At 64.7% G+C, this 26,678-nt stretch carries 24 protein-coding genes; 4 read left to right on the forward strand and 20 right to left on the reverse strand.

Annotation, left to right across the window (positions count from 1 at the left end; all coding sequences use genetic code 11):
- Positions 1-6: 6 nt before the first annotated feature.
- The 4 genes from H582_RS0120200 to H582_RS0120215 form a co-directional block, all read right to left on the reverse strand.
- Positions 7-1,173 carry a levoglucosan dehydrogenase gene (locus H582_RS0120200; RefSeq protein ID WP_028599996.1) on the reverse strand — a complete coding sequence of 389 codons (1,167 nt, stop codon included), beginning with the start codon at positions 1,171-1,173 and terminating at the stop codon, positions 7-9.
- 68 nt (positions 1,174-1,241) lie between these two features.
- Positions 1,242-2,447, reverse strand: a complete 1,206-nt coding sequence (locus H582_RS0120205; RefSeq protein WP_028599997.1) for a substrate-binding domain-containing protein — start codon at positions 2,445-2,447, stop codon at positions 1,242-1,244.
- A gap of 487 nt (positions 2,448-2,934) precedes the next feature.
- On the reverse strand, positions 2,935-3,738 hold the full coding sequence (locus H582_RS0120210) for a TrmH family RNA methyltransferase (protein WP_240479048.1): 804 nt from the start codon (positions 3,736-3,738) through the stop codon (positions 2,935-2,937).
- Entirely contained in the window at positions 3,735-4,418 is a 684-nt protein-coding gene (locus H582_RS0120215; RefSeq protein ID WP_028599999.1) for a potassium channel family protein, read from the reverse strand. Before H582_RS0120215 ends, H582_RS0120210 begins: the two co-directional genes overlap by 4 nt.
- Before the next feature lie 133 nt (positions 4,419-4,551).
- Between H582_RS0120215 and sspI the strand changes: the two genes are divergently transcribed.
- On the forward strand, positions 4,552-4,776 hold the full coding sequence (gene sspI, locus H582_RS0120220; protein ID WP_028600000.1) for a small acid-soluble spore protein SspI: 225 nt from the start codon (positions 4,552-4,554) through the stop codon (positions 4,774-4,776).
- Positions 4,777-4,887: 111 nt separating this feature from the next.
- Here the strand turns inward: sspI and H582_RS0120225 are convergent, their stop codons facing one another.
- The 6 genes from H582_RS0120225 to H582_RS0120250 all read right to left on the reverse strand — a co-directional run bounded on the left by H582_RS0120225 (position 4,888) and on the right by H582_RS0120250 (position 12,177).
- Positions 4,888-5,919 carry an aromatic ring-hydroxylating dioxygenase subunit alpha gene (locus H582_RS0120225; RefSeq protein ID WP_028600001.1) on the reverse strand — a complete coding sequence of 344 codons (1,032 nt, stop codon included), beginning with the start codon at positions 5,917-5,919 and terminating at the stop codon, positions 4,888-4,890.
- 12 nt (positions 5,920-5,931) lie between these two features.
- A complete protein-coding gene (locus tag H582_RS0120230; RefSeq protein WP_228551348.1) occupies positions 5,932-6,996 on the reverse strand; it encodes a BMP family protein in 1,065 nt (354 codons plus the stop codon).
- An 84-nt stretch (positions 6,997-7,080) separates the two neighbouring features.
- Entirely contained in the window at positions 7,081-8,610 is a 1,530-nt protein-coding gene (locus tag H582_RS0120235; RefSeq protein WP_028600003.1) for an ABC transporter ATP-binding protein, read from the reverse strand.
- Between the two features lie 33 nt (positions 8,611-8,643).
- Positions 8,644-9,579: an ABC transporter permease gene (locus H582_RS0120240; protein ID WP_028600004.1), complete on the reverse strand. Its 936-nt coding sequence runs from the start codon at positions 9,577-9,579 to the stop codon at positions 8,644-8,646.
- On the reverse strand, positions 9,576-10,739 hold the full coding sequence (locus tag H582_RS28670) for an ABC transporter permease (RefSeq protein ID WP_240479049.1): 1,164 nt from the start codon (positions 10,737-10,739) through the stop codon (positions 9,576-9,578). The genes H582_RS0120240 and H582_RS28670 overlap by 4 nt, the downstream gene beginning before the upstream one ends.
- A 52-nt stretch (positions 10,740-10,791) precedes the next feature.
- On the reverse strand, positions 10,792-12,177 hold the full coding sequence (locus H582_RS0120250) for an amidohydrolase family protein (RefSeq protein ID WP_028600005.1): 1,386 nt from the start codon (positions 12,175-12,177) through the stop codon (positions 10,792-10,794).
- Positions 12,178-12,363: 186 nt separating this feature from the next.
- Here H582_RS0120250 and H582_RS0120255 point away from each other — a divergent pair, with 186 nt between their 5' ends.
- Positions 12,364-14,058: a PucR family transcriptional regulator gene (locus H582_RS0120255; RefSeq protein WP_028600006.1), complete on the forward strand. Its 1,695-nt coding sequence runs from the start codon at positions 12,364-12,366 to the stop codon at positions 14,056-14,058.
- Between the two features lie 103 nt (positions 14,059-14,161).
- Here H582_RS0120255 and H582_RS0120260 read toward each other — a convergent pair whose 3' ends face one another.
- From H582_RS0120260 to H582_RS0120295, 8 genes are all read right to left on the reverse strand, one after another.
- Entirely contained in the window at positions 14,162-15,271 is a 1,110-nt protein-coding gene (locus H582_RS0120260) for a Gfo/Idh/MocA family protein (RefSeq protein WP_028600007.1), read from the reverse strand.
- A gap of 8 nt (positions 15,272-15,279) precedes the next feature.
- The gene (locus H582_RS0120265; protein WP_028600008.1) at positions 15,280-15,963 is read right to left on the reverse strand and encodes a ThuA domain-containing protein; all 684 of its coding nucleotides are present in this window, start codon (positions 15,961-15,963) and stop codon (positions 15,280-15,282) included.
- A gap of 43 nt (positions 15,964-16,006) precedes the next feature.
- Entirely contained in the window at positions 16,007-17,203 is a 1,197-nt protein-coding gene (locus H582_RS0120270) for a Gfo/Idh/MocA family protein (RefSeq protein WP_043111634.1), read from the reverse strand.
- Between the two features lie 28 nt (positions 17,204-17,231).
- Positions 17,232-18,245 carry a LacI family DNA-binding transcriptional regulator gene (locus H582_RS0120275; protein WP_028600010.1) on the reverse strand — a complete coding sequence of 338 codons (1,014 nt, stop codon included), beginning with the start codon at positions 18,243-18,245 and terminating at the stop codon, positions 17,232-17,234.
- A 135-nt stretch (positions 18,246-18,380) separates the two neighbouring features.
- Positions 18,381-19,967 carry a peptide chain release factor 3 gene (locus H582_RS0120280; protein ID WP_028600011.1) on the reverse strand — a complete coding sequence of 529 codons (1,587 nt, stop codon included), beginning with the start codon at positions 19,965-19,967 and terminating at the stop codon, positions 18,381-18,383.
- A gap of 114 nt (positions 19,968-20,081) precedes the next feature.
- Positions 20,082-20,711, reverse strand: a complete 630-nt coding sequence (locus H582_RS0120285; RefSeq protein WP_028600012.1) for a cyclase family protein — start codon at positions 20,709-20,711, stop codon at positions 20,082-20,084.
- A 106-nt stretch (positions 20,712-20,817) separates the two neighbouring features.
- On the reverse strand, positions 20,818-22,374 hold the full coding sequence (gene zwf, locus H582_RS0120290; RefSeq protein ID WP_127464447.1) for a glucose-6-phosphate dehydrogenase: 1,557 nt from the start codon (positions 22,372-22,374) through the stop codon (positions 20,818-20,820).
- A gap of 149 nt (positions 22,375-22,523) precedes the next feature.
- Positions 22,524-23,366 carry a hypothetical protein gene (locus H582_RS0120295; RefSeq protein ID WP_028600014.1) on the reverse strand — a complete coding sequence of 281 codons (843 nt, stop codon included), beginning with the start codon at positions 23,364-23,366 and terminating at the stop codon, positions 22,524-22,526.
- A gap of 116 nt (positions 23,367-23,482) precedes the next feature.
- Between H582_RS0120295 and H582_RS0120300 the strand changes: the two genes are divergently transcribed.
- Together H582_RS0120300 and H582_RS0120305 are read left to right on the forward strand one after the other, a co-directional pair.
- Entirely contained in the window at positions 23,483-23,944 is a 462-nt protein-coding gene (locus H582_RS0120300) for a hypothetical protein (protein WP_101808767.1), read from the forward strand.
- 140 nt (positions 23,945-24,084) lie between these two features.
- Positions 24,085-24,777 (forward strand): hypothetical protein, encoded by a 693-nt coding sequence (locus H582_RS0120305; protein WP_028600016.1) that lies wholly within the window; start codon positions 24,085-24,087, stop codon positions 24,775-24,777.
- Positions 24,778-24,881: 104 nt separating this feature from the next.
- On the opposite strand, the gene H582_RS0120310 is transcribed toward H582_RS0120305, so the two are convergent.
- Positions 24,882-25,565 (reverse strand): response regulator, encoded by a 684-nt coding sequence (locus H582_RS0120310; protein ID WP_028600017.1) that lies wholly within the window; start codon positions 25,563-25,565, stop codon positions 24,882-24,884.
- Positions 25,562-26,560: a sensor histidine kinase gene (locus H582_RS0120315; protein ID WP_028600018.1), complete on the reverse strand. Its 999-nt coding sequence runs from the start codon at positions 26,558-26,560 to the stop codon at positions 25,562-25,564. The genes H582_RS0120310 and H582_RS0120315 overlap by 4 nt, the downstream gene beginning before the upstream one ends.
- Positions 26,561-26,678 lie beyond the last annotated feature (118 nt).

Below are 26,678 nucleotides of genomic sequence, written 5' to 3' on the forward strand. Positions count from 1 at the left end.
TACTCGTTACTCGACGGTTTTGACCCATGTGCCGCTTTTTGCGGAAGCTAGGATCGCATCGGAAATGACATGGATGCGATAGCCGTCGTGGAAATTCGGAGATACGTCGGTATCGTTGACAATGGCGGAGATGAAATCATGCGCTTCGATAATTTTCGTCTCGCCATAACCGATGCCAAGTGCCGGAATCGGCCAAAGCGCCGGGCCGTTCGGATGCGCCGGGCCCGTATAGATCGTCCGGAATCCGCGACGGTCGTCCGGATCGTCGGCGAAGCAGACCTGCAGCTCGTCGCGGCGTTCGTAGTTGAACGCGATGGAGCCTTTTTCCCCATGGATTTCGAACGTCAAAAAGTTGTTGCGTCCCCATGCGTTGCGCGTCGCTTCCATGCTGCCGACTGCACCGTTCTCGAACCGGAGCAGCGTGCTGATCTCGTCGTCGACGTCGACAGCCTCCTTTTTGACCTCGCCTGAAGCCTTCACGGTTCCCAGCTTATCGACCGGCCCGGATGATACCGGCCGTTCCTTGATCCACGTCTGGGCCGTGCCCATGACCTCGGTAATTTCGCCCACCAGATAACGGGCAAAATCGATGACGTGGGTGCCGATGTCGCCCAGCGTGCCCGATCCGGCGACGTCCTTCCGGAACCGCCAGGACAGCGGCGAATTCGGATCGGCCGACCAGTCCTGCAAATAGGTCCCGCGGAAGTTCAACACGCGGCCAATTGCCCCTTCTTCGATATATTTCTTCGCCAGCGCGACAGCCGGCGTCCGACGGTAGTTGAAAGCAACCATATGCTTTACGCCCGCTGCGGTAACGGCATCCAGCATCTGCTTGGCTTCCTCGGTCGTCCGGGCAAGCGGCTTCTCGGAAATGATATGCTTGCCTGCCTTGGCTGCCGCGATCGCGATTTCGGCGTGCGTATTGTTCGGCGTCACAATGTCGATGATGTCGATGGATGGATCCTCGACCACTTTTCTCCAGTCGGAAGCGTAGCATTCGAAGCCGTAACGGGCTGCCGCTTCCTGCGCCAGGTCGTCCCGAATATCCACGACGGTCTTGCGAACCGGAATGGCCGGTGCCGGCCAGAAGAACATCGGCATCCCTGCATAGGCGAGCGAGTGGGCCTTGCCCATAAACCCGCCGCCGATCATTCCAACATTTAATGTGCGCATATGCCATTCTCTCCTTCTCTGTCTGTATCGGTTTGGTAGGGACGGAACTTCCGCTTCTGCTTATACGCCTATTTTTGGGCCGCGTCCTGGATCGTTTTGGGCGCATCCGCATGGTAAACGGTCTTCCACGAATCCAGGATGTTTTCCTGATGGACGGACAGCGCCGGAACCGCAACATAAGGAGGCGTCTCCTTGCCGAGCAGCGCATGGGCAGCCAGGATGGCTTCCGCTACGCCTTGGTCATACGGCAGCTGGGCGCCGAGCCCCTTGATCATGCCGCCTTTGGCGATTTCCAGGGCAACGTTCGTGCCGAGATCGATCGTGGAAATGGCGAGATCGGTGCGGCCTGCCGAACGGGCGGCGGCCATGGCGCCTTCAGCCGGCACATCCCATACGACGAACATGCCCTTCAGCTTGGGGTGCTTGGTCAGCATCGCCGCGGCTACTTTCTCGCCGTCGTTCGGACCTGCAATGCCGCCGCGCTCGACGATATGAATATTCGGATACGATTCCTTGATCGTCTTCTCGAACGCTTCGGTGCGCTGCTTCGTCACGAAGAAGTCCGCGTCGTGGAAGATCACGCCAATGTCGCCTTCTTCGCCGATCGCCTTGGCGAGAATGTGTGCGGCTTCTACGCCGTTGCCGTAGTTGTCGGCGGAAACGACACTCACATAATCCTGGCCGGCCGTTAGACCTGCGGCTTTATTGTCCATGAAGACGAGCTTGACGCCCTGGGCAGCCGCCTTCTTGTACGCACTTGCCGTAGATACGGCGTCGACCGGAATGCTCACGAGAATATCCGGCTTCTTGGCCAGAATCGTCTCGATATTGGCGACCTGCGTTTCCGCCTTGAAGTTCGCGTCAGTCGTGGCTACGATCTCGATGTTCATCTTGGCGAACGTATCCTTCAGCCCCTTGAGCTGAGCGGCCGACCAGTCGTTGCCGGCATAGTGCATCGAGATCGCTGCCGTAAAGTTGCCTTCCTGGACCTTTGCCAGCTCCTCCGGCGATAGCGACAACGTCTTGGCCGAGACAGCGCTTTCGCCGTCTGGACCTTTGCTCAGGATGTCCTTGTCCGGCAGGTCCTGATTAATGGTGATCGGACCGTCGACCGGGCCAGCCGTATCCGGCGTTGTGTTGGCCGCAGTATTGGATGCCTGGTTGCCCGACGCCTCAACGGCGTTATTCGAATTTGTTGTCGAGCCTCCGTTGCCGCAGGCAGCGAGAAGGAACAGGAAAACAAGCATAGTAGACAGCAGGGTCGTTCTTTTCATGGCTTATGGCCCCCCATTCGGTTTTTAATCATGTTCTATTGCCAAAAGAAGCGCAGCTTTCCTCCCTCCCCCTTTTGATGACAGGACCTTCAATTTTCTGCAGCGCGACAGGCGCGGCTCGCATCTAAGCCAAGTATAAAAGGCATTTTGAACCGGAATAAGCAGAATAAATTAGCCGGAAGCGCGGGTATTTTTAGCGTCGGCTATTTCGCGCGACTATGACCCGAAGGCAAAAAAAATAGCCTCGCAGTCGACGGCGCTCCCCCCGAAGGACGTCCGCGCCGACATGCCGGGCAGCGTCGTGCTCATCTGTGCAGCCATCTATAAACAAAGGAGGGCAATGCCCAATTGGCATTGCCCTCCTTCTTGCATCGAAAGTTGCTCAGGCCGCTAATCGCGATTGAACAACATGTCTTGATGCGAGCCCATCGTTTCAGCTGGCGACAAGCGAAAACCTGCAACGCATACGCTTTTTCCCGTCCTTCGCCTAAAACTCCCGCTGCCGCATCGCCTCGTACAGCACGATCGTGGCGGCCATCGCCACATTGAGCGATTCGCTGCGTCCCTTCATCGGGATCAGGACGCCGTAATCCATCTGCTGCAGCGACAGCGGCGACAGTCCGTCGGCCTCGCTGCCGAGCAGCAGCCAGGTCGGCTCCGTCAAGTCGCACTCGTACAGCCCGCGCGCCGCCTGCAGGCTCGTGCCCGCGAGCTTCATCCCGCGCGACCGCGCCTCCGGCAGCAGCTCGGCCAGATCGCCCTCCAGCACAGGCAGATGAAACAGCGAGCCCATCGTCGAGCGCACGACCTTGGGGTTGTACAGGTCGACGCAGCCTCGGCCCAGCACGACCGCGTCGGCTCCGGCCGCGTCCGCGCTGCGGATGATCGTGCCGGCGTTGCCGGGGTCGCGCACGCCGTCCAGCACGACGACGAAGCCGCGCTCGCGGTAGAGCGCCGAGCGGTCCGCCGACGGCTTGTCGACGACGGCGAATGCCGGCGGCGGCGAGTCGGTGCCGGCGCACTTCGCGACGACGGCGCGCGAGGCCGCGACGAGCTCGACGGCCTTGCCGTAGAGGCGCAGCGGCTCCGCCAGCTCCGGCGGCAAGCCCCGTTCCGCGTCGTAGACGACGGCGCGCACGACGGCTCCGCAGGAGAGCGCCTCGGCGATCATATGCGGCCCTTCGGCGAGGAACTGGCCGAGCCGGTCGCGATGCTTCTTTTCCTGCAGGGAGGCCCATGCCTTGACCTTGGGATTGGCGGTCGAGGCGATCGTCAGCGGCGCCTCGATCACCGGCTCTTCACCTCGCGCGTCACGGCAAACTCGACCTCGAGCCGCAGCAGATCCTTGTTGGCGCCGACGATGACGAGCACGTCGCCGCTGCGGATGACCTGATCCGGCATCGGCGTGATGTCCATCTTGCCGCCGGCCTTGATGCCGAGCACGTTGCATTGGTACTTGGCCCGGATGTCGAGCTGCTTGATCGTGCGGCCGAGCATCGCGTCCGGTGCCTCGAACTCGATGATGCCGTGCTCCGGCGTCAGCTCGATGAAGTCGAGCACGCTCGGCGAGATCAGATGATGGGCGACCCTAAGCCCCATGTCCCGCTCCGGATAGATGACGCGGTCCGCGCCGATCTTGCCGAGCACCTTGCCGTGCAGCTCGTTCTGCGCCTTGACGATCAGCTGCGGCACGCCGAGATCCTTGAGGATGAGCGTCGTCAGGATGCTCGCCTGGATGTCCTCCCCGATGGCGACGACGACGACGTCGAAGTTGCGGATGCCGATCGCGCGCAGCGCCTCCTCGTCGGTCGTGTCGGCCGATACCGCATGGGTGACGATCGGCGCCATGTCCTGGATCCGTTCCTCGTCGCTGTCGATGGCGAGCACCTCGAAGCCCATCTCCGACAGCGCCTGGGCGACGCTTGAGCCGAAGCGGCCCATGCCGATGACGGCAAACTGCTTTTTGCGCATGCCTTACCTTCCCGCCTTTCCAATCCGCTCTGATGGCATCCATTATAGCATACGGCAGGCGATTTCCCGAATGTCCGCGGCCCGGGACGGGCAACCTAACGGCGATCCGAATTCAAGGAGGAATGAGCAAGCGATGAGCCAATTCAACCTGCGAGAGGCGATAACGCAGATCGTGCAGGACAAGTCCGAAGGCGAGCTGAGCGAGATCATCCGGGATTCCATCGACAGCGACGAAAAGGCCCTTCCGGGCCTCGGCGTGCTGTTCGAGATGATCTGGAAGGACAGCGCGGCCGCCGAGCAGCAGTCGCTCGTCGGCAAGCTGCACGGGCATCTGCACAGCCAGTCGCAGCAGAGCTGATCTTTCCGCCTTGCCGCATGCCGTCCGGCTTGCGAGCGTTCCGGCCTATTGGGCCGAACAAGCCCCGACAGCCCTGTTTTCGCGACCTCCGCGAAAACAGGGCTTTTGGAGCTAGGCCATGCAGGTGCGCATGCCCATGCCGGCGATCCATTTCCGATAGGCGACCGACAGCTTGTCAGCCTTATGGTTCAGCTCGGCCTGCAGGTCAAGCGGCAGCAGCTCCGGCTTTTGCGTCTCGATGATCCACTTGTCCTGCTCGAATACCGTATCCTGGAAGTCGATGAAGCTCTGATCGTCCACGTCGAACGCATAGTTGCGCGACACCGGCATATAGACGAGGCACTCCTTCTCCGACACCGGCAGCACCGTCAGCATGATCCACAGCGTCTGGCCGGTAGCCGCATCGCGCTTGGACAGCCGCGCGGCCAGCGGACGGAACACCTCCTTGACGTACACATAGGTCGTGCCCTCGGCATGCTCCGAGCCGGAGTGGGCGACCGGCTGGAAAATCGGCACATCTCCGGTGTAGACGCGCCCCTCCTCGCGGTACACCTCGAAGTCCGGCAGCTCCGCATAATCGGGATGACCGAGCAGGCCGCCATGCACATACATCAGATGGGCGAAGTCGGTGAAGTTCTCGATGACGCGCGTGCCCGCCGCGTTCACGCGGTAGGGACCGCAGACGAGCGGCCGATATTCCGCCGTCTCGAATTCGGCGAAGTCGGGCAGCTCGGCGGCCGGCTCGCCGATGCACACCCAGACGATGCCGTATTTTTCGCGCGCCTGATATTTGACCGCCCTGGCGCGCGGCGGGATGCGGTCGTCCTTGCCTTGCGCCGGGATGCACACGCATTTGCCGTCGGCATCGTACTTCCAGCCATGGTATGGACAGACGAGATCGCGGTCGTTCTCCACCCAGCCCTTGGACAGCATCGCCCCGCGATGGACGCACAGGTCGCGCAGCGCATGCACGCCTCGCGACGTGCGGTAGACGGCGACGCGCTCGCCGAGCACGATGACGGACAGAGGCTTTTGCTGCAGCTCGGCCGACGAGCAGGCCGGATGCCACTCATGCTCCAGGACGCCGTCCTTGAGCGGCGCCGGATCGGCGTAGTTCGAGGTGTTCGGGATTGTCATGCTCATGGTCTCTTCCTCCTATTGTTCGTTCTTGACCTGCAGCTCGCCGCTATGGAGCGAGACGAAGACCGCCTCGATCTTGTCCTTGACCGCTTGCGGGATGCTCGATTCAAAGCCGTGGTACGGACTCAGATACACGGCGCCTTCCTTGACGCCCAGCATCTTGGGCTCCGCTTTCATGCGGCCTTCCTTGATGTCCTTCACGACCGACGCCATCGCCGCCGGGTAGTCCTGGATGACGCTGACGGCGACCGTGTCCGGCGCGAGCGCATTCAGATCGACATTGGAGCCGATCGACAGCACGCCCTTCTGCTTCGCCGCCTCGATGCCGCCGTTGCCGGCCGCGTTCGCATTCGCCATCACGACGTCCGCGCCTTTTTCGATCATCGAAATGGCCGTCTCCTTCGCCTTGGCGATGTCATCGTTGCTGCCTGTCATCGCCGTGAACACCTCGATGCCCGGCACGGCCGCCTCCGCGCCCTCCTTGAAGCCGGCGACGGAATTGGTGATCGGCGGGATGTCCGTGCCTCCGATGGCGGCAACCTTGCCCGACTTGGACAGCAGCGCGGCCGCCGTGCCCATCAGATAGCCTTGCTCGCGGTTGTTGATGCTGATCGAGGCGACGTTCGGCTCCTGAGAGACGGCGGCGCTCGTCACGAGGAACCAGGTGTCCGGGAATTCCTTGGCGATCTCCATCATCGGCTCGGCGTATTCGAATCCATGGCCGATCACGACCTGAAAGCCGTCCTGCGCATAGCCGCGGATGAACTCCGCCGCGTCGGATTGCCCGACCTTCTCCGAATGCTGGGTATCGGCTCCGAGCACATCCTTGATCTTCAGCAAGCCGTTGTAGGCGACGCTGTTCCAGCCGTTGTCGTTCACCGCTCCCGGCGTCAGCAAGGCGACCTTGAAGCCGCTCTTGCCCGCCGCTTCCGCTTCCGGCTTGGCAGTCGTTCCGGCCGCCTTGTTGCCGCCGCATCCTGCCAGCAGCAGCGTCAGCGCCAGCAGCAGCGCGATCAGCCGCGACGTCCTCATGCGGCTCCGCTTGCCGAGCCGCTTCCTGCCGTTTTCCTGCTGCTTCATTCCGTATGCCTGTTCCATCTCATCGACCCCCGTTTTGGTTTGAAATGAACCTCCTCCAGCCGCGAGCCGCGCCCGCCTGAACGGTCAGCTCTCCATGCCGGCCATCCACATGCCGATCCGGCCCGCGTCGAACTCGCCGCGCTCCAGCTGTCCGAGCAGCCGGCCCTGGTACATCACCGCGATGCGGTCGGACAGAGCGAGCAGCTCCTCCAGCTCCGTCGACAGCAGCAGCACGGCGCAGCCGCGCTCGCGCTCGGCGAGCAGCCGCTCGCGCACATGCTCGGCGGCGCCGACGTCCATGCCCCGCGTCGGCTGCATCGCCAGCAGCAGGCTCGGCTCCAGCATCAGCTCGCGCGCCAGCACGACCTTCTGCTGATTGCCTCCGGACAGCGCCCGCACCGGCTTGCTCAGACCCGGCGTCCGCACGCGGAACGACTGCACCGCCTGCTCCGCGGCCTGGCGGATTTCAAGCCGGCGCAGCAGCCCGAAGCGGCTGAACGGAGCGCTGCGATAGGACTTGGCGATCAAGCTTTCGCCGATAGTCAGATCGAGGCACAGCCCCTCGCGATGCCGATCCTCGGGGATGTAGCCGACCCCGAGCTCCGCCAGCCGCCGCGGATTGGGCCGCTCCAGGCGCTTCCCGCCCAGCTCCACCTCGCCGCTTGCGATCGGCAGCAGGCCGAGCAGCGCCTCGCACAGCTCCCGCTGGCCGTTGCCGTCGACGCCGGCGATGCCCAATATCTCACCCTCCCGCAGCTCCAGCGACACCCCCTGCAGCGGCTGGCCTTCCGGCGCCGGCGCATGCACCTCCTTCATCTTCAGATGCGTCTGCCCTTGCCGGCGCGCCGTCCGGTTCGAGACCGGCTTCAGCTCGCGCCCGACCATGAGCGCGGCCAGCTCGGAGGCGCTCGTCGAAGCGATGTCCCGGCTGGCGACGAGCTGGCCGGAGCGCAGCACGCTCACCCGGTCGCAGACGCTCATCACCTCCTGCAGCTTGTGGCTGATGAATACGATCGTCTTGCCCTGCTCCCGCAAGCGGCGCAAAATGACGATCAGCTCCTCCACCTCCGGCGGCGTCAGCACCGCCGTCGGTTCGTCGAGAATAATGAACTCGGCTCCGCGATACAGCGTCTTGACGATCTCCACGCGCTGCTGCTGTCCGACGGACAGCTCCTGCACCTTGCGCCGGGGATCGATCCGCAGTCCGAACCGCTCCGACAGCCGCTCGATGTCGCGGCAAGCCTGCCGCTTGCGGAACAGCGGACCGCGACCCTGCTTCAGGCCGATCATTACGTTTTCCGCCGCCGTCAGCGCCGGCACGAGCATGAAGTGCTGATGCACCATGCCGATGCCCGCTCTCATCGCCGCGCGAGGCGAATCGAAGCGGACCGGCGCTCCGTTGAAGAGGATCTCGCCCTCGTCCGGCTCGATCAGCCCCGAGAGCATGTTCATGAGCGTGCTTTTGCCGGCGCCGTTCTCGCCGAGGATGGCGTGGATCTCGCCGCGCCGGATATCGAGGTCCAGCCTGTCGTTCGCCGTGAACGAGCCGAACCGCTTTGTCAGTCCGCGGGTGGCGAGCATGCTTTCTCCCGCCGCTTTGCCGTTTGTCCGCATGGCGTTCCCTCCTTATCTAGGCTTCGAGCAAGCTCAGGCGCGGTTGGCGGCGCTTTTGTACGGCATGGCCGTCGCTGCCGGCGCCCGTGTCCGGCCCGAGAACCAGGATAGGGCGAGCATCGTCAGCACATACGGGAAGAGGAGGAGCAGCTGGTACGGAATCTCGATGCCGAGCGTCTGGAAGCGCAGCTGCAGCGCGTCGGCAGCGCCGAACAGCAGCGAGCCCGCCGCCGTGCCCCCTGGCGTCCAGCGGCCGAAGATGACCGCGGACAAGGCGATGAACCCTCGCCCCGCCACCATATTTTCCGTGAACTGGTTCAAGATGCCGATCGACAGCGCCGCCCCCGCAAGTCCAGCCAGCACGCCGCCGATGGCGCAGCACTGGTAGCGGATGCGATGCACGCGCACGCCGAGCGTATCGGCGGCCAGCGGATGCTCGCCGACCGCACGCACGCTGAGTCCCCAGTTCGTCCGATACAGGACGAGGCTGACGGCCGGCAGCAGCAGGAAGGCGAGATAAGTCAGTGCATTGTGCTGGAACAGCAGCGGTCCGACGACCGGCAGATCGCTCAGCAGCGGAACCGGCCACGGCTGCAGGCTGACCGCCTGCCGCGCTTCCGTGCCCATGCCGAGCAGGCTGCGCCCGAAAACGGTCGTCACGCCAAGGCCGAGCAGATTGAGCGCGGTGCCGATGATGACCTGGTCCGCTCCGGTCGTGACGACGAGAAAGGCGAACAGAAGGCCGATCAGGCAGCCCGCGGCAGCGCCGGCCGCCAGTCCCATCCAGGCGCTGCCGCCGGCGGCCGAGCCGAGCACCGCAGCCAGCGCGCCGATCAGCATCATGCCCTCCATGCCGATGTTCAGGATGCCGCTGCGCGCCATGAACAGCACGCCGAGCGAAGCCAGCAGCACGATCGCGGACAGCCGGATTGCCGCCGCTGCGTAGTTGATCCATACGTCTGCGCTCATGCGCCTTCCCCTCCTAGCTTGGAATCGATAGCCGCGCTCTGTCCGGTTTGGCCGGATTGCCCGGAGTGCCCGGATTGCTCCGCCGACCGCTGGCCGACGAGCCGCGCGACGATCGTCCGCTTCACCCCGGCCAGCCAGTAGCGGTTGCAGAGCAGCAGGATGATGAGCACCGCCTGGATGACGTAGACGAGAGAAGTCGAGGCGCCCGTCGCGCGCTGCATCGCGTTCGCTCCGCTGCGCAGTCCGCCGAACAGCAGCGCCGACAGGATGTTTCCGAGCGGATGCGCGCCTCCGAGCAGCGCGACCGCGATGCCGTCATAGCCGAAGCCCGGGGAAAAATTCTGCAGCAGCCGATGCTGCACGCCGGCGATCTCGACCCACCCGGCCAGACCGGCGAAGCCGCCGCTCGCCATGAGCACAAGCACGGTGTTGCGCCTCACCGGCATGCCCATCACCTCGGCCGCCCGCCAGTTCGAGCCGGCAGAGCGGATCTCGTAGCCCCATGCCGAGCGATGCAGCAGGAGATAGGCGATGAGCGCCGCGCCCAGCGCGACGAACACGCCGGCATGCAGCCGCGAGCCGAGCAGCCTGGGCAGCTCCGCCGCCAGCGGAATCGCCGCCGTCTGCGGCAGCGACCCGCCGGCATCGCGCAGCGGCCCCGTCACCATGTAGCTGACGACGTACAGGCCGACATAATTGAGCATGATCGTATTGATGATCTCGCTTGCTCCTCGGCCGGCCTTGAGCGCTCCGGCGATGCCGCCCCAGAGCGCCCCGCCCGCCATGCCGCACAGCAGCGCCAGCGGCAGATGCAGCCAGCCCGGCAGCGGCGGCAGCAGCAGCGCCGCCGCCGTGCCGGCGAGCGCTCCGGCGTAGAGCTGGCCTTCGGCGCCGATGTTGAACAGGCCGCAGCGGTAAGCGAAGCTGTAGGCGAGCCCCGTAAGCAGCAGCGGCGTCGCCTTCACGAGCGTTTCCTTGATGCTGTTCGCGCTGCCGGCCGCCCCCTCCCACAGGACCGGATAGGCCGACCAGGGCGAGATGCCCGCCGCCGCCATCACCGCCGCTCCTGCCGCCAGCGCCCCGGCAAGCGCCAGAGCGTAAAACAGCGCTTCGACGAGCAGCAGGAGGGCTTTTTCACGGGCCGTGCCCTTATCTCCCAAATGGATGACCCCCTTCTATGGAACTTCTGTCGATCTCGCCTCCGATCCGGCGTCAGCCCCGCTGGGCGTAGGCCGGATAAGAGGCGGCCAGCCGGCTTCGCAGCCGATCGACGCGGCTCTGGGCGCGGCGGATCACCTCCGCCTCGTCGACGAGCGTGCAGCGGCCGCCGCTGACGACGACGCGTCCGTCCACGAGCACCGTGTGCACATCGTTGCCGTTGGCGTTGTACACGAGCGCCGAGGAGATGCGGTGCACCGGCGCGATATGCGCCTTTTGCAGATCGACGATGACGATGTCGGCCTTCATGCCCGGCGCGAGCTTGCCCAGGTCATGCTCGCGGCCGAGCGCCTTCGCTCCGCCTCTCGTGCCGAGCTCCAGCACCTGCATCGGCGGCAGCACGGTCGAGTCCATCCGATCCAGCTTGTGCAGGCAGGCGGTGAACTTGAGCACCTCCAGATTGTCCTGGCAGTTGTTGCTGCCCGGTCCGTCCGTGCCGAGCGCGACGTTGATGCCGGCCTCCAGCATGTCCGGCACTCTGGCGACGCCGGAGGCGAGGTACAGGTTGGATACGGGACAGTGGATGACGGACGCGCCCGCATCCCGGATCAGCTCCAGCTCGCGGTCGCTGAGCCAGATGCCGTGGACGACCTGGGTCGACGGCCCGAGCAGGCCGGACGCCTCGACCAGCTCCAGGTTGCGGAGGCCGAAGCGCTCCAGCGTATTTTCAATCTGGCTGCTCGTCTCCGCGACATGGATGTGGGCGATGAGCCCGCGCTCGCGGCTGAATCGGCCTGCCCGCTCCAGGAACTGCCGCGAGCAGCCGTACAGATTGAGCGGCCCCATCGCGATCCGCAGCCGGCCGCCCGCCTCGCCGTCCCAGCGCTCCAGCGCCTCCTCCGTGCGGCGGAAGATGTCCTCCTCCTCCTCGCGCAGCCGCTCCTCGTAGCTCAGATCGACTCCGCCCCGCGCCAGATAGCCTCGGATGCCGCTTTCGCGCATCGCCTGCAGCACGCCGTCCGTATTGCCTTCAAACGTATGGATGTAGTGATGGTCCATGATCGTCGTCGCGCCGGACTTCAGGTTCTCGATGCAGCCGATCATCGCCGCCAAATAAAAATCCTCTTCTTCCATCGCCAGCGAGCCCGGCCAGATCACCTGCCGCAGCCAGTCGGACAGCCGGAACTCGTCGGATACGCCGCGCAGAAACGTCTGGAACAGATGCGTATGCCCGTTGACCAGCCCCGGGATGACCGCCATCCCGCCCGCATCGATGATCCGTTCGGCCCGCGAGAGCAGCCTCGCCTCGCCTTCCTCCAGCGGCCAGCGGCCGACCTCGACGATCCGGTCGTCCTCCACCAGCACATATCCCGGCTCCAGCAGCTCTCGGCTGTCGTTCATCGTCAGGACGGAGCCGTTTCGAATCAGTATCGTGCCCATCTGTCTCCACCCCGTTTATGTCATGTTTTCTAACATTCTTTGACTTGAAACTAGCATAATGGATTGCTCCCCTTGCTGTCTTTGGTTATACTTAACGAAAAAATAGAGCCCACTTGGCTCGAATGACCAAAGGAACTCTCGCAGGATTGAATATCTGACATATATATGACGAGAGGAAGAAGGACGATGAGGATCGGAGATCTGATTGATGCGCCCGTGCTCGGCAGCTCCCGGCTCATCGGCGGCAAGGGCGGGCTCGACCGGATGGTCGCCAGCGTCAACATGATGGATTCGCCGGATATTTTTGACTTCCTGAAGCCGAATGAGCTGCTGCTCACGACCGCCTATGCCGTCAAGGACAAGCCGGAGATGCTGCTGCGCCTCATCGAGGAGATGGCCCGGCTCGGCTGCGCCGGCCTCGGCATCAAGACGAAGCGCTACTTCGACCGCATGCCGGCCGGGCTGCAGGAAGCGGCGGACCGCCATCAGCTGCCGCTGCTGGAGCTGGGGCTGGACTGCTCGCTGGCCGATGCGGTGCAGCAGCTGATGGGCCGCATCCTGCAGTTCCGCACGGAGGAGATGCGCTATGCGCTGCTCGCCCATCGCCAGCTGACCGAGCTCGTCATGGAAGGGCGCAGCCTCCAGGATCTGACCGAGGCCGTCGGCCGCCTGATCGGCCTGCCCGTGCTGCTGCTCGGGATCGAAGGAGAGCCGCTGGCGACCTCAGGCATCGGTGCGGGCGGCGCTTGGCCCGCTGACTTGATGTCCAGCGAGCGGCCGTCCTCCGGCACGGGCGAGCCGCTCGGCAGCTCTATTTTCCGGAGGCTGCGCGAGAGTCAAGGGCTCTCCTCCCTCCGCCCGGTCTATTTCCCGCTGGATCGCCACGGCTCCAGCTGGTCCGGCGTGCTCGCCGCGCCGATCCATACGACCCAGCTCCAAGGCGGGCTGCTGGCCTTATGCCGCGACGGCTCTCCCGACGAGATGGTCTACCAGACGCTGGAGCAGGCGGCGAACGTCGCCAGCTTCGAGCTGCTCAAGACGCTGGCCGTGCGCGAGCGCTCGCGCCGCTACAAGCATGACTTCCTCTCCGATGTCGTCGACGGGCTGATCGTCCAGGAGGACGAGATCGCGCGGCGGGGCAGCGTCTACGGCCTGCAGCCGTTGCAGCCCTATGTTTGCGTCGTCATCAAAAAAGACCCGCCGTCCGACCTGATGGCCGGGGGCGAGTCGAGTCCGCAGCGGATGGATCGGCGCGAGCGGGACGCCTTGTACGAAGCGGTCAAAAAAGCCGCGCGCTCCGCCGGTCTCGGCGGGCTGCTGTTCGCCAAGCAGGACGGCCTGGCGATGATCGAGCCTTGCCGGGCAGGCGGAGCGAGCGGACTGGAGCCGCTGCTCGGCTCGCCGCTGCAGCGAGCCGTCGGCCAAGCCGCGGAAGCGCTCGGCGCCGGACTCAGCTGCGGCATCGGCAATCCGGCCGAGACGCTGAGCTTTCTTGCGCGCTCTTTCCAGGAAGCGCAGGACGCCTGGCAGTCCGGCCTGCTCGGTGGCAAGCGGCGCTTCATCCAGTTCAGCCATGTGCGCGAGCTGCCCGAGCTGCTGCGGATGCTGCCGCTCCAGGAACGCCGCCGCTTCGTCGCCGAGACGTTCGGCGCGCTCGATCTCGCCGAGGAGAGCGAGGAGCTGCGCCGGACGCTGCGCGCCTACTACGAGCATCACGGACGTATCGCCGACACCGCCAAGGCGCTGTTCGTCCACCGCAATACGGTCATCTACCGGATCGCCAAAATCGAGCAGCTGAGCGGACGCTCCCTGCGATCTCCGGCGGACAGCCTGCGCTTCCGCACCGCCTTCCAGCTCGAGGAGCTGGACAAAACCAACTAGGCCGGGCGCGGCAGCTGCCGCATCCGGCCTTTACCCTTCCAATTCCGCGCGCCGGCGATTCCTTCCGCCAATCCGCATTCGCCGATCCGCGCTGCGGAAGCCGTCAGCCTGCCGCCGCGCCGTCCTCCGGCTGCAGCTCCGGCATCGGCTCCGGCCGCTCGCAGCGGCTGCGCATGCGGTAGCGGATGCCCGTTGCCGCCGCGTCATGGATGCCATGCATCGCCTCCAGCACATGCGCCGCCATGTCGCCGCTCGCGCGATGAGGCCGCTCCTCGCGGATCGCGCGGGCCAGATCGGCGACGCCGATGCCGCGATTGTTGTCCGTATAGCCATGCGTCAGCGGGATGCTCTCGAAGCCCGGCGAGCCGATCCGGCGCAGCTGCACGTCTCCGCCGAAGCCGTTCGGATCCGGCACGAGCAGCGTGCCCTCGGTGCCGTAGATCTCGATCGGCGGAACGGTCGTGCCTCCCGGGGTGTCGAAGCTCGTCACGAGCGTCGCTACCGCCCCGTTTTCAAAATCCAGGACGCCGGCCAGATGCGTCGGCACCTCGACCTGGATGAGCGTGCCCTTTTTCGGCTCGCTGCGGATCAGCCGCTCGGCGTGAGTCGTCACGGCCGAGCCGGTGACCGAAGCGATCGGACCGAGCAGCGTCACGAGCGCGGTCAGGTAGTACGGCCCCATGTCGAACATCGGGCCTCCGCCTTGCTTGTAGTAGAACTCCGGATCCGGATGCCAGCTCTCGTGGCCTCCGCTCAGCATGAACGCCGAGGCGGCGACCGGACGACCGATCGCGCCTTCGTCGATCAGCCGGCGGCAGGTCTGGATCGCTCCGCCAAGGAACGTCTCCGGAGCGCCGGCGATGCGCTTGCCGGTGCGGCGCGACGCTTCCTGCAGCGCGAGCGCCTCCTCGCGCGTCACCGTGATCGGCTTCTCCGCGTAGACATGCTTGCCCGCCTCCAGCGCCTGCAGGCTGACCCGCGCATGCGAGGCCGGGATCGTCAGGTTGACGACGATCTCTACCTCCGGATCGGCCAGCAGCTCCTCCGCCGTGCCGGATTTCGGCACGCCGTACTCCGCCGCGCGCTCCGCGGCCCGGGCCGGATCGAGATCGGCGCAGAACACGAGCTCCGTTTCTTCATAAGCCAGCAGATTCTTGCAATAGATGCGGCTGATGTTGCCGCAGCCGATGATGCCGACCTTCGCCTTCCGCATGCTTCCGCTCATCGCGTCGTCTCCTCCTGAGCCGTCCCGGCTGCCGCTTCCCGAGACGCTTGTTTTCCTTCTGCCGCCCACAGCATGCCGCGCCGCATCAGCTCCAGCACCTGCGGCATCTCGACGATGTTCGCCTGATGGCCGAGCGTGCAGTGATAGACGCGTCCTGCGCCCCAGCCCTTCGTCCAGACGACCGGCATCTCCGTCTCGCCGAACCGGGTGATCGCATGGACGTTGATCGCCGGATCGACATGCATGTAGTACTTCTCCGAGGCGACCTCGATCGTCCCGATGCCGGACGTCAGCGGATCGTCCGCGTCGACCATCTCGACATCGTAGCGGACGCCGTCGTTGCCCGGATGCGCGACCCACTGGCCGCCGACCATGTACTGATAGTCGACCTCCTGACGGAACGCGTCCGACATCCCGCCGTGGCAGCCGGCCAGCCCGCAGCCGGCCTGCACCGTCTCGAGCAGCGGCTTCAGCTGCTCCTGCTCGATCGTGCCCATCGTCCAGATCGGCACGATCAGGTCGAGCGACGCCATCAGCGCCGCATCCTTGAAGCTGTCCAGCGTATCCGAGACCTTCACCTCGAAGCCTTCGCCGCGAAGCACGCCGGCCAGCAGCTCCGCCACCTCCGCGGGCTGATGGCCGTCCCAGCCGCCTTGCACGATCAATGCCTGTTTATTCATTTCTTCTCTTCCCCTCTCCCGGTTCCCGATCTTCCGCCGCCGTTCAGCCTTGCTCCATCTCCGCCAGCTTCACCCAGCGGCGCTCCTCCACGGAGCGCTCCACCGCCTCGAGCACCTCCTGGCACTTGACGCCGTCCACGAAGCTCGGGCTCGGCTGGCGGTCTTCCGCGACCGCGCTCATCAGCTCCAGCATCTCATGCGTGAACGTATGCTCGAATCCGATCGTATGCCCGGCCGGCCACCAAGCCTCCGAATAGGCGTGGGCCGCATCCGTGCACAGCACCCGCCGGAAGCCCTGCACGTCCTCCGCATCGTCGGCGAAATACACCTCCAGCTCGTTCATCCGCTCGAAGTCGAAGCGGACGCTGCCCTTGCTGCCGTTGATCTCGAACGAGTTGGTGCTGCGATGTCCCGGCGCGAAGCGCGTCGCCTCGAAGCTGCCGAGCGCCCCGTTCGCGAAGCGCGCCAGGAACAGCGTGGCGTCGTCGACCGTGACCGGGCCGCGCGGCGCATCCGCGGACGCGCCGCCCTTCGCGCTCAGCCCGGACATTTCCGTCGGCAGCGGACGCTCCTTGACGAACGTCTCGCTCATGCCGACCACCTCGTCGAACTCTCCGACCAGATGGCGGGCCAGGTCGATCAGATGCGCCCCGAGATCGCCATGCGAGCCCGAGCCGGCGATCTCCTTTTGCAGCCGCCATACGAGCGGGAAGTCCGGATCGACGATCCAGTCCTGCAGGAACCACGCGCGGAAATGATAGATGCGTCCGAGCCGCCCTTCCTCCACAAGCTTCTTCGCCAGCTTCACCGCCGGCGAGAAGCGGTAGTTGAAGCCGGTCATATGCTTGACCCCGGCATCCTCGGCCGCCTTCAGCATCGTGCGGGCATCCGCCAGCGAGAGCGCCAGCGGCTTCTCGCAGAACAGATGCTTGCCCGCGTTCGCCGCCGCGACCGCGATCTCCAGATGCGCGTCGCTCGGCGCGTTGATGTCGATCAGATCGAGATCGTCGCGCTCCACCAGCTTGCGCCAGTCCGTCTCCAGCTCCCGCCAGCCGAGCTGAGCTCTCGCCGTCTCGGCCGCGGAGGCATCACGCCCGCACAGTACGGCCATCTCCGGCAGCAGCGGAGCGCCGCCGAAAAACATCGGCAGCGCCCGATAGGCGTTGCTGTGCGCCTTGCCCATGAACTTGTAGCCGATCATGCCGATCCGAAGGGTGTTCTTCACTTCCGCTTGCGCCATATGCCTCTCCCCGTTTCGCTTGAATTGGTCAATTCCGCTCGACATCCCGCTTCAGGCTCGACTCCCGCACGACGAGCCGCGGCGGCAGCTTCCCGTCCGGCCGCTCCAGCTCGCCGAGCGCCATCCTCGCCGCCAGCCGGCCCATCTCGTAAAAGCTGGCCGAAACGCTCGTCAGCGCCGGCTGCGTCAGCCTCGCGCCGTCGGAATCGTCGTAGCCGGCCAGGCCATAGTCCCGGCCGGCTTCCAGCCCGAGCTGCCGCATTCCTTGCAGCAGGCCGATCGCCATGCGGTCGTTCGCCGCCGCCAGCGCGTCGGCCTCGCCGCTGCGAATCAGCCGAGCCGCAGCGTCAGCCATCTCCAGCCCGCTTTTGCGGCTATAGTTGCCGACGAGCGGCTCGAGCCGCTCCGCGCCGGCGGCGCTCATCGCATCGCGGTAGCCGAGCAGCCGGTCGCGGCTGTTGGAATAATCCGGCGGACCGCCGACAAACGCCGGACGGCTCCAGCCCTGCTCCAGCAGATGCGCCGTCGCCAGCCGGCTTCCTTCCCGATGATCCGCCTCCACGGTCCGCTGCTCGAGCCCTTCCATCCGCTGATTGACGAGCGCGTAGGCATGCCCGTCCCGCTCCAGCTCCAGCAGCGCCTCTCGCTCCTCCTCGCCGTCGCGGGCGCCGAGCACGATCAGGCCGCCGACCTTGCGCTGCCGGAACAGCAGCCCGTATTCCCGCCGCTCGTCCGGGCTGCGCTGCAGCAGCAGCAGGTCGGAACCGAGCTCCCGCGCCGCCTCGCTGATGCCGCCGAGAATTTCCGAGAAATAATACGTCGAGAACAGCTGCACCTTGGGCAGGTACGGAAGCACGACTCCGATATTGCCGCTGCGCCGCTTCGCGAACTGCCGCGCCAGCTCGCTCGGCACGTAGCCCAGCTCGCTTGCCGCCTGCAGCACCCGCTCGCGGGTTTTCGGCTTCACCGCCTCGGATCCGCTGAACACCCTCGAGACCGTCGCCTCGGAAACGCCCGCCTTGTCCGCTACTTGCTTCCTCATCGCAAAACCATCTTTCCGCTTCTTCTTGGACCCTCTGATGCCATCATAATGTACGCGCGTTCATTCTAACGCGAAGCGCTTTCAGCTGTCAATGCGAAATCGCGACATCGAGCGAGCGCAAAAAAAACCGCTCCATTAAGGAGCGGTCTCGAGGAATTTCGAGGTCGGATTTTTGTCCATGGCCGTGCGCATCGCGTACTCGTTCTCGAAGAGCGCGACATAGTTGCCCTTTTTGTCCTTCACGAGCGTCGAGTTGATGCGGTACTTGGACGGATCGATATTGTCGTCGACGATCCAGCGGGCGAACTGGAACGGCATCCGCTGCAGGATGACGTCGACGCCGTACTCGCCCTTCATGCGGTATTCGAACACCTCGAACTGCAGCTGGCCGACGACGCCGAGAATCGTGTCCTCGAAGCCGCCCGCCGTCGTGAACACCTGGATCGTGCCCTCTTCGGTCAGCTGGTCGAGGCCCTTCTCGTACTGCTTTTTCTTGAGCGCGTTCTTGATGGATACCTTGGCGAAAATTTCCGGCGAAAACGTCGGCAGCTCGTCGAACTCGAGCTCCTTGGTCATCGCGAGCGAGTCGCCGATCCGGAAGATGCCGGGATCGAACAGGCCGATGATGTCGCCCGGATAAGCCGCCTCGACGATGTCGCGGTCCTGGGCGAGGAACTGCTGCGGCTGGGCGAGCTTGATGTCCTTGCCCATGCGCACATGCTTGACGCTCATGCCGCGCTCGAAGCGGCCGGAGACGATGCGCAGGAACGCGATCCGGTCGCGGTGCGCCGGATTCATGTTGGCCTGGATCTTGAACACGTAGCCGCTGAACTTCTCGCTCGTCGGCTCCACCGGTCCGCTCGTGCTGTTGCGCGGCGTCGGCTTGGGCGCCAGCTGCAGGAAGTTCTCCAGGAACGTCTGCACGCCGAAGTTGTTGACCGCGCTGCCGAAGAACACCGGCGTCAGCTCGCCGGCTCGCACCTTCTCGAAGTCGAACGGGTCGCCCGCGACATCGAGCAGCTCCAGGTCCTGCTCCAGCTGGTCGGCCAAATAGTCGCCCGCCATCTCGCGGATGACCGGATCGCGGAAGCCGCCGACCTTGCGCACCTCGATCGTCGAGTGGTCGTTGCCCTGGAACAGCTCGACCTGGTCCTTCATGCGGTCATAGACGCCGCACAGCTCGCGGCCCATGCCGATCGGCCAGTTCATCGGCACGCTGCGGATGCCGAGCACGCGCTCGAGCTCCTCCATCAGGTCGAACGGGCTCTGCCCTTCGCGGTCCAGCTTGTTGATGAACGTGAAGATCGGAATGCCGCGCCGGCGGCATACCTGGAACAGCTTGATCGTCTGCGCCTCGACGCCCTTGGCGACGTCGATGAGCATGACCGCGCTGTCCGCGGCCGTCAGCGTGCGGTACGTGTCCTCGCTGAAGTCCTGGTGGCCCGGCGTATCCAGGATGTTGACGCGATGCCCTTTGTAATCGAACTGCATCACCGAGGACGTGACCGAGATGCCGCGCTGCTTCTCGATCTCCATCCAGTCGGAGGTCGCGTGCTTGCTTGCCTTGCGGGCCTTGACGGACCCCGCCTCGCGGATCGCGCCGCCGAACAGCAGCAGCTTCTCGGTCAGCGTCGTCTTGCCGGCGTCAGGGTGGGAAATGATGGCGAACGTCCGCCTCTTGTCGACTTCGTGTTGAATCTCTTCCATAAGTTGCTTCGTCATTGACTTCTCCTTGCTTCGTGCAATTTATCGTCAGGCTCCGACTTGTGCGTCGCTCTCCGTTGGCGGATGGCCGGAAAACTCAGATCGGATGCAGCATCGGCTTGTTCCCCTCTGTCATGAACCGATCAGCAGCGCCCGCGCGGGCGCGGCCTCGATCCCGCTCAGCTTGAGCGGAGCGATGACCATGAAGTAGGTTCCGGCGGCGACCTCCTTGAGCCTGAGGCCCTCCACAATCAGGATGCGGTTGCGGAACAGCAGCCGATGCGTCGGAAATTCCGGCTGCGAGCGCTCGATGCCGAGCGCGTCCGTGCCGATGCCTCGAACCCCTACTTCAATTAAATACCGAGCGCCATCTTCGCGCAAGTAGATAAAGTCGTCCTCGAACGTTTCCGTCTCGGAGTTGATCGTCTTGAACAGCACCCAGTCGCCCCGGACGAGGCCGAGCGGCTCCAGATCGGCGCGTCCGATGCCGTCGCGCACGGCCGTCAAGTCGACGACCCGCGCGCTTCCCACCAGCTCCTCGAGGCCGATCGTCTCGATCGTATCGCCGTCCGCCAGCATATGCAGCGGAGCGTCGAGATGCGTGCCGGTATGGAGGCCGAGCCGCAGCTCGGATTCGTAGACGCCGTCCTTGTCCGGAGGATGCGGGCTGAGCGTGCGCAGCTCCGGCTGCTTTTCGGGAGCGCGGCCCCATACGGCCATGCCGGGCTGGACCGTCATGGAGATGTCGTAGATCTTGAACATAGGAATCCCCTTTCGCGAGAAGGAATAGACGGGCCAAAACGCCTCAAATCCTGTCCGGATGCCCGAACAGGATTGGAATGGCGATGGATATGAAGAATCGGTCGAATCAGCTGCCGCCGCCGCTGATCCAGACGACGTTGTCTTCGGCCTGGCCGTTGACCGGCCACCAGAAGAATCCGTCCTGCTGCAGCAGGCGATCCGCTTCTTCCGGCCCCCAGGAGCCGGCCGCATACGAGCGGAGATCGCCGTCGGACTCGCGCCATGCGGCGGCGATGCGGTCGACGAACGTCCAAGCGGCCGCGACTTCGTCCCAGCGGGTGAAGTATGTGGAGTCGCCGCGAGCGGCGTCGTAGAGGAGCAGCTCGTACGCTTCCGGCGTATTGATGCCGATCTGGCAGCTTTGGCAGAACTCCATCGCGACCGGCTGCACCTCGTTGTCGGAGCCCGGCCGCTTGGCGTTGATCTTGAGGTAGATGCCCTCCATCGGATTGACGCGTATGACGAGCAGGTTCGGAGCGAGCTGATGCCGCTTGGCGAACAGCACGTTGTCCGGCACGTTTTTGAACTCGATCACGACTTCCGTCGTCTTGACCGGCAGCCGCTTGCCCGTGCGGATGTAGAACGGCACGCCCGCCCAGCGGAAGTTGTCCACAAACACCTTGGCGGCGAAGTACGTCTCCGTCGTCGACTCGGGATCGACCTTGTCCTCCTGCCGGTAGCCCGGCAGCTCCTTGACCTTGCTGCTGCCTGCGCGGTACTGCGCGCGCACGACGCGCTCGCGCACCTCGTCGCTGCCGGCGAACTGGCGCAGCGAGCGGAGCACCTTGACCTTTTCGTCGCGCAGGCTCTCCGGATGAAGGCGTCCCGGCGGCTCCATCGCGATCATCGTGATCATCTGCAGGATATGGTTCTGGCCCATGTCCCGCAGCGCTCCGGAGTGGTCGTAGTAGCCGCCGCGCTCCTCGACGCCGACCGTCTCCGACAGCGTGATCTGCACGTTGGCGATATGGTTCTTGTTCCAGAGCGGCTCGAACATCTGGTTGGCGAAGCGCAGCACCTGGATGTTCTGCACCATCTCCTTGCCGAGATAGTGGTCGATCCGGTACACCTCTTCTTCCTTGAACACCTGGCTCAGCTGGCTGTTCAGCTCGCGCGCCGACTTCAGGTCATAGCCGAACGGCTTTTCGATGACGAGCTTATGCCAGCCGGCGGACTCGAGCAGCCCTCCGTCCCGCAGGTTGAACGAGACCGGACCGAACAGCTCCGGCGCCAGCGCGAGGTAGAACAGGCGGTTGCCGTTGATGCCGAACTTCTGGTCGAGCTCGCCGGACAGCCGGTTCAGCTCGCGGAAGCCGTCCACGTTGTGGATGTCCAGCGGCATGTAGACGAAATGATCGGCGAACCGGCTCCACAGCTCCGGATCGGACGGCTTGTACCGGCAGAACTCCTGGATCGACTCGAATATGTCCTGGCGGAACTGGCCGTTGTCGCGAGGACGGCGGGCGAGGCCGACGACCGCGAAGTTCTCCGCCAGCTTGCCTTCTTTATATAGGGAAAAGAGCGCCGGGAACAGCTTCCTCCTCGCCAGATCGCCTGTGGCTCCGAACAGATAGTAGACCGCGCCTTCGGCGGCTGTCAGTTCCTGTTTGTTAGAGTAGTTCATGTTCCTCATTCTTTCGTCATGAATTTGGTTGGATCGGTTCGATATGGTATGTAGTGTATCATATCGTGCAGGGCGCGGCTATTGATCTCACCCAATCTTCATGGGCCCTTCACGTTCGGCAAGCATCGAAGCATGGCGGCTGCGTCCGCCTAGGGCCGGCCGGCCTCGCCCGTCAATAAAGGCACGCCGATCGTGATGGCTGCGCCTGGTTTGTTTCCCGGCTTGGACTGCGCCAGCTGCAGGTTCGCCCGCTCCGAGCCATCATCAGCCTCCAGGCTGACGGAACCCTCCAGGCGGTCGGTGGCGTAGGTCGACACGATCGTCGCCTCGTCCTCGTACTTGTCCAGCCGCCGCGCCTCGGCAGCGGCGAGGATGCGCTCGGCGCTGTCCTCCCGCAGCCCTTTCCCGCTTGCCTGAATCGACAGGAGCGCGGCCGCGTCGTCCACGCCGGCGCCGCGCAGGACGCCGAGCACCCGCGCTTGCGCGCGCTCCAGCGACGGCTTGGAAGCGGGCTGCGCCGCTGCCAGCCGGATGACGGCTTCCATCTCTCCTTCCCCGCTGCCGCTCCGCAGCGCGGAGACGAGCCAGCGGCCCGTTTCGTCCGTCCGCTCCGCTTTCCATAGAATGCCCGATTCCGCTCCCCTTTCATCCGTGGAAGGCACGGAAGCCGCATCGACGCCGGCCAGCTGCGTCCGCAGCTGCTTCGCCTGCGTCTCCGTCAGCTCCGGGACGAGCCAGCGAAGTCCCCAGCTGCCGCCGGCCGCGCCGCCGCTGAACTCCGCATCGGCCCATTGCCAGAGCCGGCCCAGATCGCCCGTCGACGCCGACACGAGCTGGCTCGCGCTCGCCGGCTTGTCGGGCACTCCCCACCCTGGCGTCCCCGCCCCGCGGGAAGACGAGTAGAGGGCCAGCACGGCGAGCAGCAGCGCCGCCGCCCCCAGCCCGAAAGCCTGCCTGGACCGCCGTTTCCGCTCCAAATCGTTCGCTTGCATCCGATCCGCTCCTTTCGGATGATCCGAATTGGGTATTTGACCATGCGCATTCGCCCGTAGGTGAATATACTGCATCATCCCATCCCCCACTTCGGTCAGAAAGGATGATTGGCAGCATGGAACCGATTCGACCGCTTCACGAAGACCACATCAAGCAATTTTGCGGCATGCCCGTATGCATGATCCTGAAGGACGGCACGCGCCATGTCGGCATGCTTACCGCCTGCCGCGACGGCCATATTTTCTTGAACGGCGGCGAGGAGCATCATGACCGCCGCTTCCTGTCCGCCGGCATTTCGGCCGCCAAGACCGCCAAGCCGTCTAAGGTCAAGGGCAAAAAAGGCAAGGCCGCCAAGTCGGCCGACTTGGAGCCGGAAGCCCATACGCAGGCTTTTCCGTTCCGTCCCGGCTATCCTTACGGCCCCGGCGCGGCCGAGGGAGGAGCGCAGGGCTTCGGCTATCCGGGCGGTCCCGGCGGTTATCCCGGCGGCTACCCTGGCGGATTTCCGCCGTATGGCTTCGGCGCGGCGATCGGCGTCAGCCTGGCCGCCCTGGCCTTTCTGCTGCTTCTCATCTGATACGGAGCTGGACTCGGCCGGCTCAGCGCGGATCAGCCTGCTTCCTTTTCGAAAAAAAGGGAGCAGGCTGTTTGGCGCGTCGATCGATCCGGGTAAAAGAGGGAAAGCATTCCATTCCGCATCAGGAAGGAGGACCTCCCATGCTCCAGCCCTTGCAACGGATCTTCCCTCGCCGCTCGATCGAGCGGACAGCGCCGATCCAGCCCGCCTCCATCCGTCCGGAGACCTCCGCGCCCTCTGGGGCTCCGGACTGGAGCCTGCTCTATGGAGAAGCAGGAGGTCATATGAAGAGAGCGCTCGCGGAGGCCGCTTCCTGGTCGGAAGCGATGGCCGCTCAGCTCCTGGACATCCGCCGCTTGCGGGAACGCCGCCGCCATCTGGCGGATGGCAGAAGCGTCCTGGACGTCCCCGGCCTTGGAGAGGCCGTCCGCAGGCTTGAGAGCGGATGGAACTCGCTGCTGCTGCTGGGCTTCCGCTACAGCGCGACGTTGAGCGATGACGTTGAATCGGAGCTATGCCGCCTGGCTGCGCATCCTGCCGCCGCAGCAGCCGGATTCCAGCCTGCCGAGGCTGCCGGGAAAGGGAGGCTCCAGCTCGATTCGATCGCCCTGCGCCGCCTGCTCGACGAGCGGCCGGACTCCGTGCTCCGCGCTCTGTTCAGCGCGGAAGGCCTGCTCCCCTGCGCCGAGGACATCCTGACCGGGCTGCTGGCGCAGCCGTCCCGCTCGCTGCTGAGCGACGCGCTGACGCTGCCCTATACGCAGTACAACGAGTATGGGACGCCGGGCAGCTTCCTGCCGCCGCAAGGCTGGCGGCTGCACGAAAGCGTCTAAGCCCCGCTCGCGCGAAGCAGGCGCCGCCTCTTTGTGAGCGGGGCAGGCGCCGCTTCGGCGCGGGCGTCGGCCATGCGGCCCGCCCGCCTGTCGCCCGCGCCGGTTCAGTCGAGCGCCAAATCATGCTTGTGCGCGTAGATCGCGGCTTGCGTGCGGTCCTCTACGCCAAGCTTGTTCAGCACGTTCGTCACATGGAACTTGACGGTCTTGATGCTGATGAACAGCCGGTCGGCGATGTCCTGGTTGGACAGCCCCTGGGCGACCAGCTTGAGCACGTCCATCTCCCGCTCCGTAAGCTCCTCATGCGGAGCTTTTTGCGCGGACGGCTTCGGCTGCCGGAAGCGGTTCATCATCTTGGCCGCCACCTGCGACTCCAGCACGGACTGTCCGCGGGACGCGGCCCGGATCGCGTCCGCGATCTCGCCGGCGCGCGACGTTTTCAGCAAATAGCTGAACGCCCCCGCCTCGATGACCGGGTACAGCTTGCTGTCGTCCAGATAGCTGGTCAGCACGATGACCTTCGTCTCCGGCAGCTGCTCCATGATCTGCCGGGTCGTCTCCACGCCGTCCATCTCCTCCATGACGAGATCCATCAGCACGACCTCCGGCTTGTAGGCCATGGCCAGGCGGACCCCGTCCTTGCCGTTGCCCGCTTCGCCGACGACCTCGATGCCGTCCTCGGTATCCAGCACCGCCGCCAGTCCGATCCGCACCATCTCATGATCGTCGACCAGCAGCACCCGGATCGCCGATGCCTCCCGGCCTTCGACGTCTAACGCTCTGCTCATGCTCCTATCCCCTTTCCATCCTCGAGCGGCACCCACATCTCGATCGCGGTGCCCTCGCCCAGAGCCGTATTGACGGCGATCCGTCCGCCCAGCTCATGGATGCGCTCCTCCATCGTCAGCAAGCCGTAAGAGGCCTGCTTCTTTTCTTCCAAATCGAATCCGATTCCGTTGTCGGTGAAGCTCAGCTTGGCCATCGATCCGTCCCGTCTCAGCGAAATGTCCATCTTGGTCGCCTTGGCATGCCGCAGCGTATTCGAAAGAGCCTCCTGCGCGATGCGGAACAAATGGTCCTCCGCATTGGGATGGAACAGCAGCGTCCGATCGACCTGGATGCTGATCTCCATCGGCACCTTCGCCTGCAGCTCCGACACGAGCCGCTCCAGCGCCTGCGCCAAATCCTTGCCGTCGAGATGGACCGGCCGCAGATGAAGCAGCAGCGCCCTCATCTCGGATTGGGCGACCGCCGCCATCTCCTCGATCAGCTGCACTTGGCGGCGCGCCCGTTCCCAGTCCTTTTCGATCGTCCGGCTGACGGCGGTAGCCGTCATGGAGATGGCGAACAGCTGCTGGCTGACCGCGTCATGCAGCTCCCGAGCGAGACGCTGGCGCTCTTCGATGACCGCAGTGAACTTTACCTGCTCCTGCCATTCCTCGCGCTCCTGCTCCTCTTGCTCGTCTTGCTCGTCGTGATCCTTCGCCGACGGAATCGTAATCGTCTTGCGCCGCGCCCCCTGCTGCTGATTGAGCTTGCGCAGCGCTTCCTTCAGCTTGCTCGTCTGCACCGAGCTCTTGAGCGCGGCCGCCGCCATCGCGACCGCGATGATCGACAGTCCGTACAGAGCGGCCTTGCCCTGCAGCGCGAAAAACTCCACATACCCGAGCCCTTGCAGCAAAATGAGCAGCAAGCCCAGCAAAATGAGCAGCCACAGCAGAATTTCCATTCGGTTGCGGCGGCTTGGCTCCCGTTCGCTGCCCGGAGGTTTCTTGGCGGACAATTCAGCTCCCCCTCTCTTTCTCTACTTTAACGCTTCCCGAGCTGTCGGAACAAGCTCATGCCGTCGCAACGAAGCCACTCAACCAAAGAAAAGCCCCGAACCGTCAGCTTCAGCTGTC

Origin of the sequence: Paenibacillus pasadenensis DSM 19293, assembly GCF_000422485.1 — a bacterium.
Lineage (GTDB): Bacteria > Bacillota > Bacilli > Paenibacillales > Paenibacillaceae > Paenibacillus_O > Paenibacillus_O pasadenensis.

Coding starts and splice junctions, on each gene's coding strand:
- H582_RS0120200 (WP_028599996.1), bottom strand. CDS start 1,173: ATGCGCACATTAAATGTTGGAATGATCGGCGGCGGGTTTATGGGCAAG.
- H582_RS0120205 (WP_028599997.1), bottom strand. CDS start 2,447: ATGAAAAGAACGACCCTGCTGTCTACTATGCTTGTTTTCCTGTTCCTT.
- H582_RS0120215 (WP_028599999.1), bottom strand. CDS start 4,418: ATGCGCAAAAAGCAGTTTGCCGTCATCGGCATGGGCCGCTTCGGCTCA.
- sspI (WP_028600000.1), top strand. CDS start 4,552: ATGAGCCAATTCAACCTGCGAGAGGCGATAACGCAGATCGTGCAGGAC.
- H582_RS0120225 (WP_028600001.1), bottom strand. CDS start 5,919: ATGAGCATGACAATCCCGAACACCTCGAACTACGCCGATCCGGCGCCG.
- H582_RS0120230 (WP_228551348.1), bottom strand. CDS start 6,996: ATGAAGCAGCAGGAAAACGGCAGGAAGCGGCTCGGCAAGCGGAGCCGC.
- H582_RS0120235 (WP_028600003.1), bottom strand. CDS start 8,610: ATGCGGACAAACGGCAAAGCGGCGGGAGAAAGCATGCTCGCCACCCGC.
- H582_RS0120240 (WP_028600004.1), bottom strand. CDS start 9,579: ATGAGCGCAGACGTATGGATCAACTACGCAGCGGCGGCAATCCGGCTG.
- H582_RS0120250 (WP_028600005.1), bottom strand. CDS start 12,177: ATGGGCACGATACTGATTCGAAACGGCTCCGTCCTGACGATGAACGAC.
- H582_RS0120255 (WP_028600006.1), top strand. CDS start 12,364: ATGAGGATCGGAGATCTGATTGATGCGCCCGTGCTCGGCAGCTCCCGG.
- H582_RS0120260 (WP_028600007.1), bottom strand. CDS start 15,271: ATGCGGAAGGCGAAGGTCGGCATCATCGGCTGCGGCAACATCAGCCGC.
- H582_RS0120265 (WP_028600008.1), bottom strand. CDS start 15,963: ATGAATAAACAGGCATTGATCGTGCAAGGCGGCTGGGACGGCCATCAG.
- H582_RS0120270 (WP_043111634.1), bottom strand. CDS start 17,203: ATGGCGCAAGCGGAAGTGAAGAACACCCTTCGGATCGGCATGATCGGC.
- H582_RS0120275 (WP_028600010.1), bottom strand. CDS start 18,245: ATGAGGAAGCAAGTAGCGGACAAGGCGGGCGTTTCCGAGGCGACGGTC.
- H582_RS0120280 (WP_028600011.1), bottom strand. CDS start 19,967: ATGACGAAGCAACTTATGGAAGAGATTCAACACGAAGTCGACAAGAGG.
- H582_RS0120285 (WP_028600012.1), bottom strand. CDS start 20,711: ATGTTCAAGATCTACGACATCTCCATGACGGTCCAGCCCGGCATGGCC.
- zwf (WP_127464447.1), bottom strand. CDS start 22,374: ATGAACTACTCTAACAAACAGGAACTGACAGCCGCCGAAGGCGCGGTC.
- H582_RS0120295 (WP_028600014.1), bottom strand. CDS start 23,366: ATGCAAGCGAACGATTTGGAGCGGAAACGGCGGTCCAGGCAGGCTTTC.
- H582_RS0120300 (WP_101808767.1), top strand. CDS start 23,483: ATGGAACCGATTCGACCGCTTCACGAAGACCACATCAAGCAATTTTGC.
- H582_RS0120305 (WP_028600016.1), top strand. CDS start 24,085: ATGCTCCAGCCCTTGCAACGGATCTTCCCTCGCCGCTCGATCGAGCGG.
- H582_RS0120310 (WP_028600017.1), bottom strand. CDS start 25,565: ATGAGCAGAGCGTTAGACGTCGAAGGCCGGGAGGCATCGGCGATCCGG.